Consider the following 20,884-nt stretch of genomic DNA (forward strand, 5'->3'; position numbering starts at 1 on the left):
GATTGTCGAGCCTGCTTCTTTGCCCTTCCGGCCGCCTTGGCCCGGCGCAGGCCGCGTCCGCACAGAGGAACGCATGACCGAGCAGACCCCCGAGTCCACCGCCGCCGGTGGCACCAGCGCCTACGACTCCAGCAAGATCACCGTCCTGCGCGGGCTCGAGGCCGTGCGCAAGCGGCCGGGCATGTACATCGGCGACGTCCACGACGGCACCGGCCTGCACCACATGGTGTTCGAGGTGGTCGACAACGCGGTCGACGAGGCGCTGGCTGGCCACGCCGACGACATCGTGGTGACGATCCACGTCGACGGCTCGGTGTCGGTGTCCGACAACGGCCGTGGCATCCCGGTCGACATCCACAAGGAAGAAGGCGTATCCGCGGCCGAGGTGATCCTCACCGTGCTGCACGCCGGCGGCAAGTTCGACGACAACAGCTACAAGGTCTCCGGCGGCCTGCACGGTGTCGGCGTCTCCGTGGTCAATGCGCTGTCCGAGCACCTGTGGCTCGACATCTGGCGCGATGGCCACCACCACCGCCAGGAGTACTCGCTGGGCGTGCCGTTGTACCCGCTCAAGGAGCTGGGTCCCGATGATCGCCGCGGCACGCTGCTGCGTTTCAAGCCGGCCTCGGAGATCTTCAGCGACACCGAGTTCCACTACGACATCCTGGCGCGCCGCCTGCGCGAGCTGTCGTTCCTCAACTCCGGCGTGCGCATCACCCTCGCCGACGAGCGGGAGGACCGCCGCGACACCTTCGAGTACGAGGGCGGCATCGCCTCGTTCGTGGAACATCTGGCGCAGCTCAAGACCCCGCTGCATCCGCACGTGATCGCGGTCTCGGGCGAGCACAACGGCATCAGCGTGGAAGTCGCGCTGCAGTGGACCGATGCCTACCAGGAAACGATGTACTGCTTCACCAACAACATCCCGCAGAAGGACGGCGGTACCCACCTGCAGGGCTTCCGTGCCGCGCTCACGCGCACGCTGACCAATTACATCGAGCAGAACGGCATCGCCAGGCAGGCCAAGGTGGCGCTGTCGGGCGATGACATGCGCGAGGGCATGATCGCGGTGCTGTCGGTGAAGGTGCCAGACCCGAGCTTTTCATCGCAGACCAAGGAAAAGCTTGTCTCATCGGATGTGAGACCGGCTGTTGAGAGCACGTTCGGTGCACGTTTGGAGGAGTTCCTCCAGGAACACCCGAACGAGGCCAAGGTGATCGCGGGCAAGATCATCGACGCGGCACGTGCCCGCGAGGCGGCGCGCAAGGCGCGCGACCTCACCCGCCGCAAGGGCGCGCTCGATATCGCCGGCCTGCCGGGCAAGCTGGCCGACTGCCAGGAGAAGGATCCGGCGCTGTCGGAACTCTTCATCGTCGAGGGCGACTCGGCCGGCGGCTCGGCCAAGCAGGGCCGCAACCGCAAGAACCAGGCGGTGCTGCCGCTCAGGGGCAAGATCCTCAACGTCGAGCGCGCGCGCTTCGACCGCATGCTGGCCTCGGCCGAGGTCGGCACGCTGATCACCGCGCTGGGCACCGGCATCGGCAAGGACGAGTACAACCCGGACAAGCTGCGCTACCACAAGATCATCGTGATGACCGACGCCGATGTCGACGGCTCGCACATCCGCACCCTGCTGCTGACCTTCTTCTACCGGCAGATGCCCGAACTGATCGAGCGCGGGCACATCTACATCGGCCTGCCGCCGCTGTACAAGATCAAGCAGGGCAAGACCGACCTGTACCTGAAGGACGATGCCGCGCTGGATGCGTATCTCGCCGGCAATGCGGTGGAAGGTGCGGCACTCACCCCGGCAGAGGGCGAGCCCGCCATCGAAGGCGTGCATCTGGAGAAGCTGCTGCTGTCGTACGCCCGCGCCCGCGACGCCATCGCCCGCAACGCGCACCGTTACGACCCGGCGCTGATCGAGGCGCTGATCGACTTCACCCCGGTGGATCCGGAGCGCCTGCGCGCCAATATCGACGAGCGCCATGAGCTCGATGCCCTCGAGGCGCGCCTCAACCGGGGTGGCCTCGGCCGTCCGGTCTATCGGCTCACCCTGCAGGCCGATGCCGACGGCCGGCCTGCGGCGTTGCTGTCCACCCGCAGGCACATGGGCGTGGAACTGCAGCAGGTGCTGCCGCTGGCCGCGCTCGAGAGCGGTGAACTGCGCGCGGTGCGCGAGGCGGCCGAGCTGCTGCATGGGCTGGTCCGCGATGGCGCGATGATCGTGCGTGGCAGCCGCCAGCAGCCGGTTGCGAGCTTCGCCGAGGCGCAGGCCTGGCTGCTCGAGGAGGCCAAGAGGGGGCGCCAGATCCAGCGCTTCAAGGGTCTGGGCGAAATGAACCCCGAGCAGCTGTGGGAAACCACGGTCAATCCGGATTCGCGCCGCCTGCTGCAGGTGCGCGTCGAGGACGCGGTGGCCGCCGACCAGATCTTCAGCACGCTGATGGGCGATGTGGTCGAACCGCGCCGGGAGTTCATCGAGGACAACGCGCTCAAGGTCTCCAACCTCGACGTCTGAGTCGGCTCGATGCAGGATCCGGCGGCAATGTTTGCCGGATCCGGCGGCAATGTTTGCCGGATCCGGCGATATCACGTCCGCGTCCGGCTGGAACCGGGCTTGACGCATCGTTAAGCCCCGCCCGATTACAAGTCGAATCCTCTCCCTGCGGAACTCCCGACGCATGAAGCCGATCCTGACAGCGCTGGCCGCGGCCGCGCTTGTGACCGCTTGCGCGACCACGGTGTCGCCGACCGGGCGCACCCAGTACGTGGGCGCCGTTTCCCAGGCCCAGCTCGACCAGCTCGGCGAGCAGTCGTTCGTGCAGATGAAGACCCAGCAGCAGGTGTCGGGCGATGCCCGCCAGAACGCTTACGTCAGCTGCGTGGTCAACGCCATCGTGCAGCAGCTGCCGGCCAACGAGCAGCGCATCCGCTGGGAATCGGCGGTATTCGTGGACGACAATCCGAACGCGTTCGCGCTGCCGGGCGGCAAGGTCGGCGTGTACACCGGCATCTTCAAGGTCGCGCAGAACCAGGACCAGCTGGCCGCGGTGATCGCCCACGAAATCGGCCACGTCATCGCCCGCCACCACGACGAACGCATTACCCGGCAGGCCGGCGCGAGCGGCGCGTTGCAGGTCGTCGGTGCCGTGCTCGGCTCGCGCTATGGCGAGGGGGTTGGCAATGCAGCGGTGCAAGGTGGCAGTATTGCCGCCCAGGCGGGGTTCCTGCTGCCCGGTTCGCGGGAGCAGGAAAGCGAGGCCGACGTGGTCGGCCAGCAACTGATGGCGTCGGCGGGTTTCGATCCGCGGGCCGCGGTCAACCTCTGGCAGAACATGATCGCGGCGAGCGGTGGCAACCGTCCCGCGACGTGGCTGTCGACCCACCCGGATCCGCAGAGCCGGATCGGCGAACTCCAGTCCCGCGCCCAGGGCCTGGTGCCGACCTGGCAGCAGGCGCGGTCGGCGGGTCGCCAACCCAGGTGTGGCTGACAGGACGTTGGCAGATCGAATCCAGCGCAACCAACGCACCGGCCCGGTGCCCAATGTCAACGCTACAGGTGATTGCATGAAAGCCACTACCCACGCACCGGCCCTGATCGCGCTCGCGGTTGCCGCCGTCCTCGGCACCGGCACCGTGAATGCCACGACGACGTCCGGCATCCAGGCCGACGAACAGCAGTGCCAGCGCGAACGCGCGTCGCGCAGCAATCGCCCGCAGGAGCTCTATCCGGAGTCGACCCGCACGGCACCGACCGAGCGTGCCTCGCAGCGCATGGGTGGCCAGCTCAACAAGCTCGGCACCGCGCTCGACAAGGAAGACAACGCGCAGGTGCGGCAGATCGCCGACGAGGTGATCGCCAACGCGCGCGCCAACAACTACGACAAGGCCTATGCCGCGCAACTGGCAGCCAACGCCGCCTACAACGACGATGACCTGGCCGCGGCCAAGACCTACCTCGTGCAGGCGGTGGAACTCGATGCGCTCGACAACAACGCGCACTTCCAGTCGATGATGATGCTGGCGCAGCTGCAGGCACAGGACGAGGAGTACGAGCAGGCGCTGGCCACCCTCGACCGTTACCTGGAAGGCAGCCAGAGCAGCAAGGCCGACGACCTCGCGCTCAAGGGGCAGATCCTCGTCCAGGCCGGCCGCCCGCAGGATGCGATCCCGGTGCTGCGCCAGGCCATCGACGCTGCCGAGACCCCGAACATGGGCTGGACCCAGGCGCTGATGGCGGCCTATCTCGACACCGAGAACACCGCCGAGGCCACCCGCCTCGCCGAGCAGATCGCCGCGGCGTCGCCGGGCGACAAGCGCTCCCAGCTCAACCTCGCGTCGATGCATATCCAGGCCGACAACAGCGCCGAAGCGATCGCGATCATGGAACGCCTGCGCGCCGAAGGTCAGCTGACCGAGGACCGCGAGTACCGCAACCTGTTCGCGCTGCACCTCAACACCGAGGGCGGTGAGCCCAAGGCCATCGAGGTCATCAACGAGGGCCTCGAGAAGGGCGTGCTGGAGGGCAACCACCAGACCTACCTCGCGCTCGGTCAGGCGTACTACTTCTCCGAGCAGGTGGCGCCGGCCATCGACGCCTACCAGAAGGCCGCGCCACTGGCCGAGAACGGCGAGACCTATCTCAACCTGGCACGCATCCTCTTCAACGAGGACCGCATCCCGGAAGCCAAGCAGGCGGCGCAGCAGGCGCTGGACAAGGGAGTCCGCAACCCCGACGAGGCGCGCAAGCTGCTGGCGCGCTGACGGCACGCCATCGACGCACTGAAAAAACGTTTTCCGTGCGGTGGTGGCGAGGATTCTTTCTGTTATAGACTTGGGAATTCGCGTCTGCACACGGTGAAGACGCGCTCCAAAGCCACCGACTAGGGGCGCCCCGGCGTCCAGCCAGACTTGAGTTCCCCCCGCATGACGCAACGCTTGCATAACCAACCGCGCGAAGACGAAGGCCTCAACTGGGCGCGTATCGCTGGCTTCACGATGGTGATCGCAGTCCATGCGGCCGCGATCATGTTGCTGATGGCGCCGGTCAATCCGCCGGGCGCGGGACCCGAGGAGGAAGAGGTGACCCAGGTGGTCATCATCGAACCGCCGCCGCCGCCACCCCCGCCGCCGCCGCCGCCGCCGGAACCGCCGAAGCCGCAGCCCATCAAGGAGCTGTCGCCGCCGCGCCCGACTCCGGTGCCGCCGCCGCCGGAAGATCCGCCGGTCGTGTTCGACGAGCCGTCGCCGGTCGACACGCCTGCCCCGCCGCCGGCCCCGCCCGCGCCTCCGGCCCCGGTGGCCGATATCGGCGCCAGCGTCGATATCTCGTCGAAGAACATGAACCCGCCGAAGTACCCGCCCGCCGCCATGCGCGCCGGCATCGAGGGTACGGTGATCCTGATCATCGACGTCGACGCCAACGGCAACGTCACCAACGTCAGCGTCGAGACCTCCAGCCGCAACCGCGACCTGGACCGTGCCGCGATGCAGGCCGCACGTGGCTGGCGCTTCAATGCCGCGACCGCCAACGGCAAGCCTGCCGCTGGCCGGGTCCGCGTACCGGTCGATTTCAACCTCGGCGGCTGACGCCTCCGCGGGTCGCAACACCCGTTCCATACCGCACCATCCATAACTCCAATCTTCATCATTCAAAGGTAAGCGTCATGCTGCAGGAATCCACCAACGCCCCTGTCACCGGAGCCACCGACAACGCCGCGGCAATGAGCCAGATGGGCTTCGCGGACATGCTCCAGCACATGGATGCGGTGAACTGGACGGTGCTGATCGTCCTGATCGCCATGTCGGCCATGTCGATCTACTGGATCATCTTCAACTTCATCAAGAACATGCGCCTGCGCGCATCGGCCGATCGCGTCGTGACCACGTTCTGGGAAACCCCGAACGCCCAGGACGCCATCCGCTACATGGAAGAGCAGCCGGCCAGCGAGCCCTTCTCCAAGGTCGCGCTCGACGCCGCACAGGCAGCGGCCCACCACCAGCGTCATGAAGGCTCGCGTCTGGTCGAGTCGCTCAACCGCTCCGAGTTCGTCGACCGCGCCCTGCGCCAGGCCGTGATCCGCGAGTCGCTGCGTCTCGAGTCCGGCCTGACCGTGCTCGCCACCGTGGGTTCGACCGCTCCGTTCGTCGGTCTGCTCGGTACGGTGTGGGGCATCTACCGCGCCCTGATCCGCATCGGTGCCAGCGGCCAGGCCGACATGGGTTCCGTGGCCGGTCCGGTCGGCGAGGCGCTGATCATGACCGCGATCGGTCTGGGTGTTGCGATCCCGGCGGTGCTGGGCTTCAACTTCTTCACCCGCTCCAACCGCATCACCAACAACAAGCTCGACACGTTCGCGCACGACCTGCACGACTTCTTCGCCACCGGTGCCCGCGTGGGCGATGCGCCGCCGGCCCAGCGCTGAATCTCGTCGACGTATTGACGGAGTCCGGATATGGCTTTCAGTTCCAATGAGGGCGGCGGCAAGCCGATGGCGGCCATCAACGTCGTCCCGCTGGTCGACGTGATGCTGGTGCTGCTGATCATCTTCATGGTGACGGCACCACTGATGACCCACCGCGTCCAGGTGGACCTGCCCGAAGCCGATCTGCTCGAACGGCCGGAGGCGGGTCCTGCTCCGCCGATCACCATCGCGGTGACGGACCAGGGCAACGTGTTCATCAACGATCAGCCCGTGTCTCTGGCCCAGCTGGAGAGCGCGCTGTCGGTGGAGGCACAGAAGACCCCGCAGCCGCCGATCAACCTCCGTGCCGACCGCACCACGAAGTACCGGATCGTCAACGAAGTGGTGACCATCGCGCAGTCCCAGGGCATGCGCAAGGTTGGCTTCGTATCGACCGTCGAAAGCAATTGAGGAAGAGCACCCATGGCATTCAGTAGTGGTGACGGCGACGGCCCCATGGCCGAGATCAACATCATTCCGCTTGCGGACGTGATGCTGGTGCTGCTGATCATCTTCATGGTGACCGCCCTGAAGACGCAGTACCCGATCGACATCGACCTGCCGCAGCGTTCGACGACGCCGCCGGACAACCCGGTGGAGCCGCCGGAGCCCGTCCGTCTGCGCATCGACAACTCGAACCAGGTGTTCTGGAACGACAGCCCGGTGCCGGTGACCGCGTTGCGCAACATGATGGAAGCGGAAGTGCAGCGTGATCCGGCCAACCAGCCGACGCTGGAGATCGACGCCAGCCAGGACTCGGACTACGGCGTGCTCGCCAAGGTCCTGGCCGAGGCGAAGAACGCACAGATGCTCAAGATCGGTTTCATCAAGAAGTAATCGCAGGACCTGGCCGGTCGTCGCCTGCAGCGCGCCGGCCAGCCGCTTACCTTTGAACGCCGCCTCCGGGCGGCGTTTTTTTGCCTGCGTGCCGGGCTGATCAGCCGCCGACGATGCGCACGTAGCGGGCGACGGTGGCGGCCAGCCCGTCGTAGAGCGCTTCGCCGATCAGCGCATGGCCGATCGAGACTTCCAGCACGCCGGGCACGGCGGCAAGGAACGGGCCGAGGTTGTCCTGGTTGAGGTCGTGACCGGCATTGACGCCGAGCCCGGCATCGCGGGCACGGCGGGCGGTGTCGAAGAAGGGAGCCAGCGTCGCGGTATCGCCGCGCGCGTGGCCCTCGGCGTAGGGGCCGGTGTAGAGCTCGATACGCTGCACGCCGATCGCGGCCGCCTGTTCCACGTCGGCGCCGGCATCCGCGAACAGGCTGACCCTGCACCCCAGCGCCTGCAGCGCGGCCACCGGTGCGCGCAGGCGCGCGGCATCACGGCCGAAGTCGAAGCCGTGGTCCGAGGTCAGCTGGCCGTCGTCATCGGGCACCAGCGTCGCCTGGTCGGGTCGCGCCAGTTCGCACAGCGCAACAAAACCCGGATAGCCCTCGCGTGCTCCGGCGAACGGGTTGCCTTCGAGGTTGAACTCGACGCCGCGCTGCCGGCACAGCGTCGCCAATGCGATGACGTCATCGGTGCGTGCGTGGCGTGCGTCGGGGCGCGGATGGACGGTGAGTCCGTGCGCGCCGGCCTCCAGGCAGACGCTTGCCGCACGCACGACATCCGGTTCGCCACCACCGCGCGAATTGCGCAACAGGGCGACCTTGTTGAGGTTGACGCTGAGCCGGGTCATGCGTTGCGTGCGTGCTCAGCGTGCGGTGTCACGGTCGCCAAGCGTGGCGGCGGCGGCGGCGGCGCGGCGCGCCTCGGCCTCCTCGCGCAAGCGCCGCAGTTCCTGCGGGTCGATCATCATGGTGTCGTCGCGGCTGCGGGTTCCCACGCGCTGTGCCAGCAGCGAGAGCACCCAGATCACCAGGAACGCCAGCGCGGCCAGCACGCAGAGGATGGCCAGGGCCATCGAGGTGGTCGACATCGCGATGGCGAATGCCGCGATCGCCAGCAACAGGAACAGCCAGGGCATGGGCGCTCTCCTTGAGCCTCGTCCGGTGAAGTCTACCCGCTGCGTGGCGCGGCGGTCGCCGCTCGCGAACGCCACGGCACCGCCCGTCCCGAATGCCGGGTGGCAACTCACAGCAACGGCGACAGCAGCCTGGCCATCGCTTCCGGCAGCCGATAGGTGAACAACGGGCGGCTGGCGACCGGCTCCACTTCGGGCGCGTCGGCGAACTCACCCTGCAGATGCTGCTCGAGCCGGGCAGCGACGTCGCGGTCGTCGAACATCACCGCGACCTCGAAGTTGAGGCGGAAGCTGCGGTGGTCGAAGTTGGCGCTTCCGAAGATCGAGATCGCATCGTCGATGAGCAGCGCCTTGGTGTGCAGCATGCGCGGCCCGTATTCGTGGATATGCACGCCGGCGGCGATGAGTTCGTCGAAGTAGGAACGCGCCGCATGGGTGACCAGCGCCGAATCGCTGCGCTTGGGCAGCAGCACGCGAACATCGAGGCCCGCGAGCGCCGCCGAGGTCAGTGCCATCCGCGCGGCTTCGCCGGGCACGAAGTACGGCGTGGCCAGCCACACCCGCCGGTGCGCCGCGTGGATCGCGCCCACCTGCACGCGGTGGATGGCTTCCCAGTCCGAATCCGGCCCCGACACCACCACCTGCGAGGCGATGTCGCCGGGCGGGTCGGCCTGCGGGGTCTCGTCGGCGATCGCCTTCAGGCAGTCGCGCTGGCCACTGGCATAGATCCAGTCTTCGGTGAACACCCGTTGCAGCGGACGCACCACGTCGCCCTCGAGCCGCACGTGCAGGTCGCGGAAGGCATCGTCGCGGCTGCGGTTGTCCTGTTCGTCGCTGATGTTGATGCCGCCGGTGTAGGCGATGCGGCCATCGATCACCACGATCTTGCGGTGGGTGCGCAGGTTGATCCACGGCCGCTCCCAGATGCGCCCGAAGCGCGCCGGATGGAACCAGGCGATCTCGCCGCCGGCATCCAGCAACGAGCGGAACATGCGCCGGGCGCGTGCGGCACCCACGGCATCGACCAGCAGGCGCACGCGCACGCCTGCGCGCGCGCGTTCGGTCAGCGCCTCGCACAGTGCGGTACCGATCGCATCGCAATGATAGATGTAGTACTCCAGGTGCACGTGCTGGCGCGCGGCGCGGATGTCCTTCAACAGCGCTTCGTACTTCTCGCCGCCGTCGACCAGCAACCGCACCTCCCGCGCCACCGACGGCGCCAGGCCACTCGCCGCCTGGCCGAGCCGCGCCAGCTCGCGCGCATCGGCATGCCTGCCAAAGGCGTCGCGGCTGGCATCGAGCTGGCTGCGGCTGTTGGCGCGGCGCAAGCGGTGCCGCTTGATCTTCTGCGGCCCGAACACGTGATAGATGAGGAATCCCACGTACGGCAGCAGCGCCAGGCCGAGCAGCCAGCTCAGCGTCGCGACCGGCTCGCGCTTCTGCAGCACGATCCAGCCGCCAAGCACGACCAGGTACAGCAGCCAGCCGAGCGCGAGCAGCGTGGTGAGGTCCAGTGAAGCGGTAACGGTATCGGCAAGCGGCGCGATCGCGTCGGGCATCGTGAACTCCTTGGGGGCGGCAACACGATAGCGGCTTGCGGGTGTGCGTCGCAGTGTGAGGAGCGGGTGTAACGCCGCGCGCAACGGTGTTGCATGGATGTAACAGGATCGAAATGGCGTTCCGCCGGCCCGGGGGCCGGGCGGCTTGCGCTTCGGGTGATGCACGGGAGTTACGCCCGCGTCGGACGCCTGGTGCAGGCCACAAGAGGCAACCCGTTGATTCCGAAGTAGAAACTCAACTGGCACGCGGTATGCGTTGGCTGTGGGACCCGAAAGGAGTTCCGCCATGTCCCGCACAGCCACCACCGTGATCGTCACCGGCCTGCTGCTCGCGCTGCCCGGCCTGGCATCGGCTGCCGGCGCAAGGCGCGCCGTGGACGCGCACCACGGCGAGATCACCCTGCTGCGTGACGTGCATGCACGGCCGGCCTACCGGCCGATGCCGCCGGGCATGGCGATCATCGCCGACCCCACCCCCACCCGGGAACTGGCCAACGCCCTGGGCACCGGGGAATTGAGCGACGCCGACTTTGCCGGCCTCGCCGCCGATGCCCCGGTCACCTCGGCCCGTGGTGGCGCCATTCCGCTGGCCGAGCGCATCGAGCAACCCCTGCACGGCGTGCTCGGCACCGCCGGGCCAAACGGCGGCGCCAACGGCACCGGCCATGCGCTGGGCGGTGCGCTCGGCGTGCCGCTCAACGCCGTCGGCAATACCACCCGCGGCATCGGCGACCACGTCAAGGGCGCGCTGGCGCAGTTCCCGATGATGGGCACCAAGGCGGGCGGCCCGTGAACATCGCCCGCGCATTCCACCGCACGGCCGCCGGCGCGGCTGCGCTGGCGCTGTGCATTGCCGCGGTCCTGCCCCGGGAGGCGGCCGCGGACGACTACACCGCGATGCTCGGCTACCTCGCCGACAGCCGCATCGAGGACCGCGCCTTTGCCGGCGCCCAGGGTGCGATCGCCATCAACCAGGCGGCCGGCGACCACAACCTGCAGGCCAACCTGCACAGCCTTGCGCAGGGCGACCGCGCCAGCGCAACGGCCACCGCACGCCAGTACAGCAACGACATCCGCACCCGCGGCGCGCTGCCCGACACCGCACGCGCGGTCATCGGTGGCGACGCATTCCGCGGCGCCGGCGGACTCGTTTCGATCAACCAGGCCAGCGGCGCAGCGAACGCCGAGCTCAATGTCGTCACCGCGACGCTGGCCAACCAGGGCATACGCGAGGCCGGGGATGCGCGGTTGGCATCCGCGGATCTCGCGTCGGCAGGGCCGCGGGCCCCCGCCGTGCAGGACGACAGCGACCCGGCGACGCGACACGTCGCCGTGGAGCGCACCGCCCTGCACGGGTTCGAAGGGGTCCTGCAGCTCAACCAGATCGCGGGGGCAGGCAACACCACGGACAACGCGCTGGTGATTTCCGTGCAGGCCGGACCGTGAAATTCACTTCCCAGGAAACACCAAGAGGAACTACCCAGATGAACACCAACCTGAAGCGGACTGCGCTTGCACTGGCAGTGGCTTCCTTCGCAGCGGCCGGTGCGGCGCAGGCGCAGGAAGTCGTCGACTACCAGGAATACGTGACCATCGATCACGACATCACCGTGGACGACACCCGCAACTACGAGACCAACGTCATCGACAACCGCGACTACGACGTGGCCGTCGACGACACGCGCAACTACTCGTTCACCGACAGCCAGGACTACGACGTCACCGTCGACGACACCCGCAACTACGAAACCAACACCACCAACACCACCTACGACCAGAACGTTGACATCAATGCGACGGTCGACGCCGACGTGGACCTCGTGCTCGATGCAGCCGCGGTGATCCGCTACAACACCACGACCAACGAACTGTCGAACTCGACCGAGAACTACACTTCCGACGAGACCAGTACGGTCGACTACACGTCCAACGAGACCCGGGACGTTGCTTTTGCCTCTGACACGGTGCGCTATGACGAGGAGCGCCGTTTCGATTCCGAGAGCTCGACCCGCGTCGACAACTCTTGGAACAACGTGGTGAACGAGGATGTCGACGTCGACTCCGAGATCCGTCGCGAGCAGAACGAGCATGGCCGTTCGGTGTACCTGGCGAAGGACCTGTCGCTGGATTCCGATATCAGCTTCAGCGGTGACATCGCGTTGACTGGTGAACTCGACGTCGACTCTGCGGCAATCGCCGTGGTCGATGGCCGCCAGACCATCGTCAACAACGAAGGCAATAACAACATGCTGGCCAACGATGCGTCGATCTCCGACCACGCGGCCTCGGGGTCGTCGGGCAACCTCGGCTTCAACGTGGCCGCCGGCGACAACAACGCCCAGGACAATGCCGCGGCGCTGTCGGCCGCCGATGCCGCCTTCAGCTTCGGCATGTCCGATGCCGAGATCTTCAACAACCAGCTCGGCGCCAACAACGCAACCGAGAACCAAGGCGTGACCAACAACGCCAACATGGGCGGCAATGCCTTCAACGGCGCCAGCGGCAACATCGCGGTCAACATCGCTGCCGGCAACAACAACGCCCAGCGCAACTCGCTGGCGGCGTCGGTGTCGGTCGCCGGTTATGCGCAGGCTTCGGTGGCCTCCGACCAGGTGTCGACCGGCAACGTGACCAACAACGCCGGAATGATGGAGACGCGCGAGGGCACCACGCAGATCAACCTGACCGGTTTGGTGTCCGGCAATGACGGCTCCAGCGCCAGCTACGCCGGACGCGGTGATGCCTACCAGATGGACCACATGTATCCCGACACCTGGAACGGCTTGAGCGCGCATCCCAGCGGCAATCGCACTGGCCACATCGATCTCGATAGCGAAATGCAAGGTGCCGTCGAGAACCGCTACAACCCTGACGTCGGAGGCTTGGCCTTTGATACCGGCGAGTGGGGTGACATCGATATGTCCGACCTCGAACTCGGCGCCAGCCTGACCGGAAGCGGCACCTATACCTATCAGGTGGCAGTGCAGTCGACCAACTCGGCCACCCTCGATGGATCCGCGTTCAGCGGTGCCTCCGGCAACATCGGCGTCAACGTCGCTTCTGGCACAGGCAACCTGCAGTCCAACAGTCTGTCGCTGGCGGTCGCTCAGCCGGGCAATGGCGGCGGCGAGCAGTAACCGACATCCGGCGTCATCAATGCCGCAGACGTAGCAAGTGCGTCACCCCCGGCGCCTCCCCTGTCGCCGGGGTCCCGAAAGCCCCGCTCCACTCCCCCCGGAGCGGGGCTTTCCCTTCCTGGAGTGATCGATGTCAGCCCGCACACGGATCCGCGTGCTCGTCACCAGGGTGCTCGCTGCCTGCGTCCTGCTTCTTGCCGGCACCGGTCCCGCGATCGCCGCGGAGATCGGCTTCAGCGGCGTGCTGCCGAACGGTGCGATCTACCGCACCCCGGTCGAGAGCATGCGCGAGGCGCGCTATCGCAACCTGGTGCGCCAGCAGACCGACTACAGCTGCGGCGCCGCCGCACTGGCGACGCTGCTGCGCTACGCCTATGGCCTGGATGCCGACGAGGCGACCGTCATCGAAGGGATGATGCGCGTGGCCGACCCGGTGGTGGTGCAGCAACGCGGTTTCTCGCTGCTCGACATCAAGCGCTACGTCGAAGCCCTGGGGATGCGTGGCCGCGGTTACCGGATCGACGAATCGCGCCTGCGTTCGCTGCGCGTGCCGGCCATCGTGCTGGTCGACGTGCGTGGTTTCCGCCACTTCGTCGTGCTCAAGCAGGTGGTGGGCGACCAGGTCGAGGTGGGTGATCCGATCCTCGGCAACCGCAGTGTGCCGATGGGGGAATTCCTGGAGTCGTGGCCGTCACGGGCCGTGTTTGTCGTGATAGGGAGCGACTTCGACCGCAACACCGTGCTGCTGGAGCCGATGTCCAGGCCCAGCGCGCGAACCCTGTATGCACGGCAGGGGCCGATCACCGACGCCGAGCTCATCGACTTCGGTTTCAGCCACGCCGACCTGTTCTGATGGAGTAACGCCATGCACACCGCCACCTGGTGCCTCGCCCTGCTGCTTGCAGGCGCTCCCGCCGTGGCCGCGCCGCCCGTATCCGCTCCGGCGCGCACCCCGCTTTCCGAGATTCCCGATGCCGAACTGGGCGACATGCGCGGCCGCTACGTGGTCGGCAACGACCTGGTCGCCTGGTTCGGCGTCACCATGACCTCGGTCTGGCAGACCGCGTCCGGGCAGACCCTGCAGGGCACCCTGCAGCTCGGCATGGACTTCTCGGCCGGTGGCACGCCGACGTTGAGCTTCGAGCCGACCGTGAGCATCACCGCCGCCGATGCGCCGCTGCCGACGGCAACCGCCGGTGCCAGCGTGGACGCATCCGGCCTGGCCAATGTCTCCGGCCTGGTGCAGAGCGTGCAGGTGGCCGGTGACGACAATGCGGTGCGCAACGTCACCGCGCTGCGCGTGCGCGAAGGCGCGGCGCCGGCACCGCCCACCGCGCAGGACGCCACCAGCCGCACCGCTTCGGCTGCCGGCATGCAGGCCAGCGCCGGAGTCGTCGACGGCGTGGCGCAGGTGCGGCTGCAGGTGGACGGCCAGGGGCTGACCACGCAGTGGCTGCGGTCGGGCAGCGCCGGGCAGAGCGTGCAGCTCGCCGCCAGTGGCCAGCAGATCCACAACCAGCTGCAGATCGACCTGGTCCGGCAGAGCCTGCCGGCGACCGCCAACCTGCAGCGCGACGTGGCACAGGCCATCGGCCTGAACCGCGGCGTCGGCATCTGAGCACCGTCCCGGGGGGAAACGCAGTGAACAACCAGACCTTGCATGGCACCGGCCGCATCGCGGCCGGTCTTGTTCTCGCGCTGGCCGCATCCGCCGCCGGCGCGCAGACACCGCCGCCGGCCACCGTGGCCAGCGACGCCGACCGCGCCGAGATGCGCAGGCTGATGGAGCAGCTCACGCAGATGCGTGCGGCCTATGCCCAGGAGGTCAGGCGCCTGCGCGACCTCGACATGCAGATGCAGGCGCTGCAGGCGCGTCTGGAAGGCCGCGTGCCACCGGCGGCACCGCTCGCCTCGCAGGCCGCAGCACCGGCCCCGCAACCACCGCAGTCACCCGTGCAGGCGCAGGCCGAGCCCGCCGCGGCCGCACCGCCACCCGCCGAGGGCTACGCGGGTACCGCCGAAGAGGCGCGGCGCGCGCAGGAAGAGGAACGCGAAAGCCGCAGCGTGGCCGACGTCAAACAGCAGAACCAGGCGCTGTTCGACCGCCGCCTGGTGCTGGAAAACAGCGTTGCCTACACCCGCTACGACCGCAAGCAGCTCACCCTCAACGGGTTCCTGGCGCTGGATGCGATCTTCCTCGGCAACATCGCCATCGAGAACGTCGAGTCCGACACACTCAACTACAACTTCGCCGCGCGCTGGGGCCTCAACCCGCGGCTGACGCTCAACCTCGACGTGCCCTATCTGGCGCGGCGCACGCTCTACCAGAAGGGCGGCGCCGGCGGTGCCGCGGCCAGCATCGCCCAGGAGCGCACCAGTGGGCACGGCATCGGCGACGTATCGCTCAGTGCCAACTACAAACTGTTCAGCGAGCGCGGCATCTGGCCCGACACCGTGCTCAATCTCGGCATCACCGCGCCCACCGGTCGTGAGCCCTATGGCATCAACTGGCGCATCCTCGAGCGCGACGACGACGACTTCATCCGCTTCGCGGTGCCCGAGGAACAGCCCACCGGCAATGGCCTGTGGGCGGCGACCGTCGGCCTGTCCGCGGTCAAGACCACCGACCCGGCGATCCTGTTCGGCAACATCGGCTACACCCGCACGATGGCCGGCTCCTTCGATGACCTGGACAACAACCCGGAAACGGTGAACCCGGGCCAGGTGCGGATGGGTGATGCCTACTTCTTCGGCGCCGGCGTGGCGTTCGCCTTCAACGAACGCACCAGCCTGAGCATTTCCTTCAGCGATCGCCTCGCCGCGCGTGCACGCACCCGGTATGACGGCGACGTGTGGCGCAAGGTGATCGGCAGCGACGCCAACGCCGCGATGTTCAACCTCGGGGTGACCCACGCGCTGAACCCGAACACCACGCTGGTCGGCATCCTTGGCATCGGGTTGACGCCGGATGCGCCCGACTTCTCGCTGACCTTCAAGCTGCCCTACATGCTGTAACCGGCAGAGCGCGCCGGGATGGGGCGCGGGTGGACGAGCCGCGGGCGAGGCCGCTCAGCGCAATGCCTGCAACTGCAGGCGGTGCTTGCGGCACAACCGGTACACCGTGACCCGCGACACCCGCAACCTGCGCGCGCACTCGCTGACGTTGTAGCCGCATGCGCGCAGGGCATCCAGCACCGCCTGCCGCTCGGCGTGCTCGCGGCGGTCGTCGAGGCAGATCGCCGGCTGCAGGGTGGGGTCGGCCAGGTGCAGGTCGGCAGGGCGGATCAGCTCCTGCTCGCTCACGACCGCCGCGCGGCGCACCCGGTTGAGCAGTTCGCGCACGTTGCCCGGCCACGCGTGCTCGCGCAGCGCACGCCGTGCGTCGGCATCGAAACCACGCGCGCGCACCTGGTTGTGTTCGCGGAACTCCTCCAGCACGCGGCGTGCCAGCAGTTCGATGTCGTCACCGCGCACGCGCAGCGGCGGCATGTCCAGGCGCAGCACGTCGAGCCGGTAGTAGAGATCCTGGCGGAAGCGACCCTGTTCCACCGCCTGCTCGAGGTCGACATGGGTGGCCGCCAGCACGCGCACGTCGACATGCACCGACTGGTTGCTGCCGACCCGTTCCAGGCTGCCTTCCTGCAGCACCCGCAGCAGGCTGGTCTGGGCGTCGGCGGGCAGGTCGCCGATCTCGTCGAGGAACACGGTGCCGCCGTTGCCGGTCTCGAACAGGCCCATCCGGCGCGCATTGGCGCCGGTGAACGCGCCGCGCTCATGGCCGAACAGTTCCGACTGCACCAGCGTCGGCGACAGCGCGCCGCAGTTGACCGCCACGAACGGCCGCCAGCGACGCGCCGAAAGATCGTGCAGGGCACGCGCCGCCAGTTCCTTGCCGGTGCCGGTCTCGCCGGTGATCAGCACCGGCAGGTCCACCCGCGCATAGCGGTGCACGGTGGCGCGTACCTCCAGCATCGCGGGGCTGGCGCCGACCAGCCGGTCGATGTCGCCGGCGGTATCGGCGCGGGTACGCTCGCAGGCGGCCAGGGCCTGCGCCAGCTGTTGCGCGTTCACCGGGGACACCAGGCGCTCGCTGCAGCGGGTGAGGATGCGCTCGAGCGCCGGATGCTGCTCCACAGCACCGCTGCCATCCAGGGCGATCAGCGGCAATTCCGAGTGTGCTTCCAGCAGGCGCGCCAGCGGCGCCACCTGCTCGGCGGTGAGGGCCCGCAGGTCGACCAGGCCGATCACCCGATCGCCGGTGCGCATGCCGATGCGTGCCGGGGCATCGCCGGCCACCACCCGCAGCTGCCAGCCGGCCGCGGCCAGCATGCTGCGCTCCTTGCCGCCGGGCTGGCCGAACCAGACCACGCAGCATCGCCCCACCTCACTGTGGTTCACGTCCATTTCCCCCGCGAACGCCGGTCCGCATTGCGTCGCCCGGCGCCGCCCGGGTGGACGCACCGGCAGGAGGTCCAACGCCGCCCGCGGGCGTGGGCGGCCACGGCACACGCTGAACATGTTCAGGCGCGTCGCATCGGCTGAGACACCGCCGCGGCAGACTGCCGCGATGAGTGCACCTGGACCCCACGGCAAGCTGCGCATTCCGGGCAGCGGCGCGATCAAGGGCCGCGGCTCGGCATCGTGGGTGGAGGGCCGCTTCGAGCGCCGCAGCGCGCAGGCCTGCCACGACGGCTGGGACAGCCTGCGCGAGGACGATCCGACGTTCCAGCCGGCGCCGCTGCGCACCCATGTCACCGAGGAAACCGCGCGCAGCATCATCAGCCGCAACCAGTCGCCGGATGTCGGGTTCAGCCAGTCGGTCAATCCATACCGCGGCTGCGAGCACGGGTGCGTCTACTGCTTCGCGCGGCCCTCGCACGCGTACCTGGACCTCTCGCCCGGCCTCGATTTCGAGACCCGGCTGTTTGCCAAGACCAATGCGCCGGACCGGCTGCGCGCCGAGCTCGGCAAGCCCGGCTACGTGTGTTCGCCGATCGCGCTGGGCATCAATACCGATGGCTACCAGCCGCTCGAGCGCGATCGCGGCATCACCCGCGCGTGCCTGGAGATCTGTGCGCAGGCAGGCCAGCCGGTGCATATCGTCACCAAGAGCGCGCTGGTGGTGCGCGACCTCGACCTGCTGGCGCCGATGGCCGCGCGCGGGCTGGTGGAGGTGCATCTTTCGGTGACCACCCTCGACAACCGGCTGTCGGCCCGCATGGAACCGCGCGCGGCCGCGCCGCATGCGCGCCTGCGTACGATCCGCGCGCTGGCCGAAGCCGGGGTGCCGACCGGGGTGCTCGTCGCGCCGGTGATCCCGATGATCAGCGACCACGAGCTCGAGGCGATCCTGGAAGCCACGCGCGAGGCCGGCGCGACGTCGGCGGGCTACGTGCTGCTGCGCCTGCCGCACGAGCTCAAGGAGATCTGGCGTGAATGGCTCGAGCTGCACTATCCGCAGCGCGCCGCCCATGTGATGAGCCTGGTCCAGCAGATGCGCGGTGGTCGCGACTACGACAGCCGCTACGGCAGCCGCATGCGTGGCCAGGGCCCGTTCGCCGATCTCATCGGTGCGCGCTTCGACCGCGCGCGGCGCGCGCTGGGTTTCGGTGAGCTGCCTCCCCTGCGTTGCGACCTGTTCAGCCCGCCGCGCGAGGTTTCGCCGCAGGGCGACCTGTTCTGACCGCGATCCGGCGTGCGTGTCCACGCCCTGCTGACCCGGGGATGGCTAGACTTCCGGCTTTCCGTGCACGCAGAACGAGTCATGTCTTCCGGTTCCAGTGTCCCGCGGGTCGACGACCTGCCCGACCAGCTTGTGCGCAGCGAAGCGGCGATCGCGCGCATGCGCAAGCGCGAGGAGCATCTCGCCCATGGCATCTCTCATGACCTGCGCGCGCCGCTGCGCGCGATCACCGGCTATGCGCAGGTGCTGGTCAACCAGTACGCGGAAGCGCTGGATCCGCAGGCGCGCGACTACCTGGGCCGCATCCACGATGCCGCCGGGCGCATGGAAGGCCTGATCGAGAAACTCCTGCAGCTGTCGTATGTCGATCGCGCGCCGCTCAAGCCCGAGCGCGTGGACCTCGGCATGCTGGCGGAATGGAGCCTCGCCGAACTGCAGGACCTGCAACCCGGCCCGATGGCCGACATCGAGGTACAGACCGATCTGTTCATGCATGGCGACGAACGCCAGCTCAAGCAGTTGATGGACCGCCTGCTGCACAACGCGTGGACGTTCTCGCGCTCGCGCGAGCAGATCCGTATCCGCGTGCGCGGCCGCCGCGAAGGCGCGCGCCTGCTGGTCGCGGTGGAGGACGCCGGCAGCGGTTTCGACATGCGCTATGCTGACCGCGTCTTCGTGCCGTTCCAGCGCCTGCATGGCAGCGAGCAGGGCGGCGGCGACGGCCTCGGGCTTGCGATCGCGCAGGCCATCGTCGAACGCCACGACGGCCGCATCTGGGCCGAATCCACCCCCGGCGTCGGCAGCGTGTTCCATATCGACCTGCCGGCGGCGCAGGACAGCGAGGACGAAGCTGGGCATGACTGAGAAGGAAATCCTGCTGGTCGAGGACAATCCCGACGACGTCGAACTGACCCGTATCGCATTCGCCGAGGCGAAGATCGCCAACCCGCTGGTGGTGGTGCGCGATGGCGTGGAAGCACTGGACTACCTGTTCGCACGCGGCTCGTACGCGCACCGCAATGCCGATGACCTGCCGTCGATCGTGCTGCTCGACCTCAACCTGCCACGGGTGGACGGCCGCGAGGTGCTGCAGGCGATCCGCGCCGATGCGCACACCCGCGCACTGCCGGTGGTGGTGCTGACCACCAGCAGCGAACCGTTCGATATCGAGGCCGCCTATGCGCTGGGCGTCAACAGCTATATCCGCAAGCCGGTCGACTTCCAGCAGTTCGTCGGCGCGGTGAAGCAGGTCGGCCTGTACTGGCTGGTGCTCAACCACCCCAGCCCGGCCTGAGCGGCAGGCCGCTTCAGCTGCCGCGGTAGAGCTGCTCGGCGCGCTGGAACAGGATCCAACTGGTGGCGATGAACTTGTCGCCACCACGCGGGCGGTTGCCGCGATGGGTATGGGTGAACGCGGTCGGCGCGATCAGCAGGTCTCCGGTGCGTGGCGTCACCTTGCGCTGCTGGAACATGAATTCGGTCTCGCCGGCGTCGAAGCCGTCGTTGAGGTAGAGCGTCCACAGCAGATGCCGGTGCAGGGTCTCGCACTGCGGATCGCGCGGGTACAGCTCGCAATGCCAGTACGGATAACCGCCCTCGCCGTCGCGGTACCACTGCAGGTTGACCGCACCCGGGCGCAGGCAGGTGCGTGCGAGGCCGCCAAGTGCGGCATCGTCCATCGCCGCCAGGTCCTCGGCCGACAGCCGCCGCAGGCCACCGCGGCCATCCGGCTGCTGCAGCATCAGCGGCGCGATCAGTGCCTGCGGGTAACGGCGCAGGTAGGCGAGCAGGCCCGTATAGACGGCGACGTTGAGTGCCTGGTCGACATCGGCCCAGTCCGCGCGGCCCGCAAGCGACAGGTCGCGGCTGTGCTTGAGCTCGGGAAACACACCGCCGCCGATCTGCCCCGGCGACAGCGCATCGCTTGCGCGCATGCGTTCGACGATCGCCGCACAGCTGGCCGCATCCAGTGCGGCGGGCACGACCTCGATGAAGTCGTCGACGGCGGATGCGCTGCGGTCGTCCATGTCGATAGCGGGTGAGAGGTGGGCCGCCAGCATCGCCGACGTCCC

Annotated in this window: 21 protein-coding genes; 16 read left to right on the forward strand and 5 right to left on the reverse strand. The window is 68.2% G+C overall.

Annotation, left to right across the window (positions count from 1 at the left end; all coding sequences use genetic code 11):
• The first annotated feature begins 73 nt into the window (after positions 1-73).
• The 7 genes from gyrB to LDO11_RS10780 all read left to right on the forward strand — a co-directional run bounded on the left by gyrB (position 74) and on the right by LDO11_RS10780 (position 7,304).
• Complete coding sequence (gene gyrB / locus LDO11_RS10750; protein WP_232141536.1) at positions 74-2,521, forward strand: DNA topoisomerase (ATP-hydrolyzing) subunit B; 2,448 nt, start codon at positions 74-76, stop codon at positions 2,519-2,521.
• Between the two features lie 163 nt (positions 2,522-2,684).
• Positions 2,685-3,494: a M48 family metallopeptidase gene (locus tag LDO11_RS10755; RefSeq protein WP_232141537.1), complete on the forward strand. Its 810-nt coding sequence runs from the start codon at positions 2,685-2,687 to the stop codon at positions 3,492-3,494.
• Positions 3,495-3,570: 76 nt separating this feature from the next.
• Positions 3,571-4,767: a tetratricopeptide repeat protein gene (locus LDO11_RS10760; protein ID WP_232141538.1), complete on the forward strand. Its 1,197-nt coding sequence runs from the start codon at positions 3,571-3,573 to the stop codon at positions 4,765-4,767.
• A 162-nt stretch (positions 4,768-4,929) separates the two neighbouring features.
• Positions 4,930-5,592, forward strand: a complete 663-nt coding sequence (locus LDO11_RS10765) for an energy transducer TonB (RefSeq protein WP_232141539.1) — start codon at positions 4,930-4,932, stop codon at positions 5,590-5,592.
• 77 nt (positions 5,593-5,669) lie between these two features.
• Positions 5,670-6,428: a MotA/TolQ/ExbB proton channel family protein gene (locus LDO11_RS10770; RefSeq protein ID WP_232141540.1), complete on the forward strand. Its 759-nt coding sequence runs from the start codon at positions 5,670-5,672 to the stop codon at positions 6,426-6,428.
• A 30-nt stretch (positions 6,429-6,458) separates the two neighbouring features.
• A complete protein-coding gene (locus tag LDO11_RS10775) occupies positions 6,459-6,878 on the forward strand; it encodes an ExbD/TolR family protein (protein WP_129134606.1) in 420 nt (139 codons plus the stop codon).
• A gap of 12 nt (positions 6,879-6,890) precedes the next feature.
• Positions 6,891-7,304 carry an ExbD/TolR family protein gene (locus LDO11_RS10780; RefSeq protein ID WP_129134607.1) on the forward strand — a complete coding sequence of 138 codons (414 nt, stop codon included), beginning with the start codon at positions 6,891-6,893 and terminating at the stop codon, positions 7,302-7,304.
• A gap of 100 nt (positions 7,305-7,404) precedes the next feature.
• Here LDO11_RS10780 and LDO11_RS10785 read toward each other — a convergent pair whose 3' ends face one another.
• From LDO11_RS10785 to cls, 3 genes are all read right to left on the reverse strand, one after another.
• The gene (locus LDO11_RS10785; RefSeq protein ID WP_232141541.1) at positions 7,405-8,148 is read right to left on the reverse strand and encodes a pyridoxine 5'-phosphate synthase; all 744 of its coding nucleotides are present in this window, start codon (positions 8,146-8,148) and stop codon (positions 7,405-7,407) included.
• A 15-nt stretch (positions 8,149-8,163) separates the two neighbouring features.
• On the reverse strand, positions 8,164-8,436 hold the full coding sequence (locus LDO11_RS10790; protein ID WP_232141542.1) for a hypothetical protein: 273 nt from the start codon (positions 8,434-8,436) through the stop codon (positions 8,164-8,166).
• Between the two features lie 107 nt (positions 8,437-8,543).
• Complete coding sequence (gene cls / locus LDO11_RS10795) at positions 8,544-9,992, reverse strand: cardiolipin synthase (RefSeq protein ID WP_232141543.1); 1,449 nt, start codon at positions 9,990-9,992, stop codon at positions 8,544-8,546.
• 286 nt (positions 9,993-10,278) lie between these two features.
• Here cls and LDO11_RS10800 point away from each other — a divergent pair, with 286 nt between their 5' ends.
• From LDO11_RS10800 to LDO11_RS10825, 6 genes are all read left to right on the forward strand, one after another.
• Complete coding sequence (locus tag LDO11_RS10800) at positions 10,279-10,785, forward strand: FapA family amyloid fibril periplasmic chaperone (RefSeq protein ID WP_232141544.1); 507 nt, start codon at positions 10,279-10,281, stop codon at positions 10,783-10,785.
• Positions 10,782-11,438, forward strand: coding sequence for a FapB/FapC family functional amyloid domain-containing protein (locus LDO11_RS10805; protein ID WP_435574631.1), 657 nt, complete (start codon positions 10,782-10,784; stop codon positions 11,436-11,438). Before LDO11_RS10800 ends, LDO11_RS10805 begins: the two co-directional genes overlap by 4 nt.
• A gap of 38 nt (positions 11,439-11,476) precedes the next feature.
• Positions 11,477-13,129, forward strand: a complete 1,653-nt coding sequence (locus tag LDO11_RS10810; protein ID WP_232141545.1) for a FapB/FapC family functional amyloid domain-containing protein — start codon at positions 11,477-11,479, stop codon at positions 13,127-13,129.
• A 130-nt stretch (positions 13,130-13,259) separates the two neighbouring features.
• Positions 13,260-13,982, forward strand: a complete 723-nt coding sequence (locus tag LDO11_RS10815) for a C39 family peptidase (RefSeq protein WP_232141546.1) — start codon at positions 13,260-13,262, stop codon at positions 13,980-13,982.
• Between the two features lie 12 nt (positions 13,983-13,994).
• Positions 13,995-14,747, forward strand: coding sequence for a hypothetical protein (locus tag LDO11_RS10820; RefSeq protein WP_232141547.1), 753 nt, complete (start codon positions 13,995-13,997; stop codon positions 14,745-14,747).
• 38 nt (positions 14,748-14,785) lie between these two features.
• On the forward strand, positions 14,786-16,144 hold the full coding sequence (locus LDO11_RS10825; RefSeq protein WP_255683432.1) for a transporter family protein: 1,359 nt from the start codon (positions 14,786-14,788) through the stop codon (positions 16,142-16,144).
• 54 nt (positions 16,145-16,198) lie between these two features.
• Here the strand turns inward: LDO11_RS10825 and LDO11_RS10830 are convergent, their stop codons facing one another.
• Positions 16,199-17,458: a sigma-54 interaction domain-containing protein gene (locus LDO11_RS10830; RefSeq protein WP_232141571.1), complete on the reverse strand. Its 1,260-nt coding sequence runs from the start codon at positions 17,456-17,458 to the stop codon at positions 16,199-16,201.
• A 238-nt stretch (positions 17,459-17,696) separates the two neighbouring features.
• On the opposite strand from LDO11_RS10830, the gene LDO11_RS10835 reads away from it, so the two are divergent.
• From LDO11_RS10835 to LDO11_RS10845, 3 genes are all read left to right on the forward strand, one after another.
• The gene (locus tag LDO11_RS10835; protein WP_232141549.1) at positions 17,697-18,812 is read left to right on the forward strand and encodes a PA0069 family radical SAM protein; all 1,116 of its coding nucleotides are present in this window, start codon (positions 17,697-17,699) and stop codon (positions 18,810-18,812) included.
• Positions 18,813-18,893: 81 nt separating this feature from the next.
• Positions 18,894-19,676: a sensor histidine kinase gene (locus LDO11_RS10840; RefSeq protein WP_232141550.1), complete on the forward strand. Its 783-nt coding sequence runs from the start codon at positions 18,894-18,896 to the stop codon at positions 19,674-19,676.
• The gene (locus LDO11_RS10845) at positions 19,669-20,106 is read left to right on the forward strand and encodes a response regulator (protein ID WP_129134652.1); all 438 of its coding nucleotides are present in this window, start codon (positions 19,669-19,671) and stop codon (positions 20,104-20,106) included. Before LDO11_RS10840 ends, LDO11_RS10845 begins: the two co-directional genes overlap by 8 nt.
• A gap of 13 nt (positions 20,107-20,119) precedes the next feature.
• Here LDO11_RS10845 and LDO11_RS10850 read toward each other — a convergent pair whose 3' ends face one another.
• Positions 20,120-20,839: a 2OG-Fe(II) oxygenase gene (locus tag LDO11_RS10850; protein WP_232141551.1), complete on the reverse strand. Its 720-nt coding sequence runs from the start codon at positions 20,837-20,839 to the stop codon at positions 20,120-20,122.
• Between the last annotated feature and the right edge of the window lie 45 nt (positions 20,840-20,884).

The sequence above is a fragment of the Alterluteimonas muca genome (genome assembly GCF_021191595.1).
Classification (GTDB): domain Bacteria; phylum Pseudomonadota; class Gammaproteobacteria; order Xanthomonadales; family Xanthomonadaceae; genus Luteimonas; species Luteimonas muca.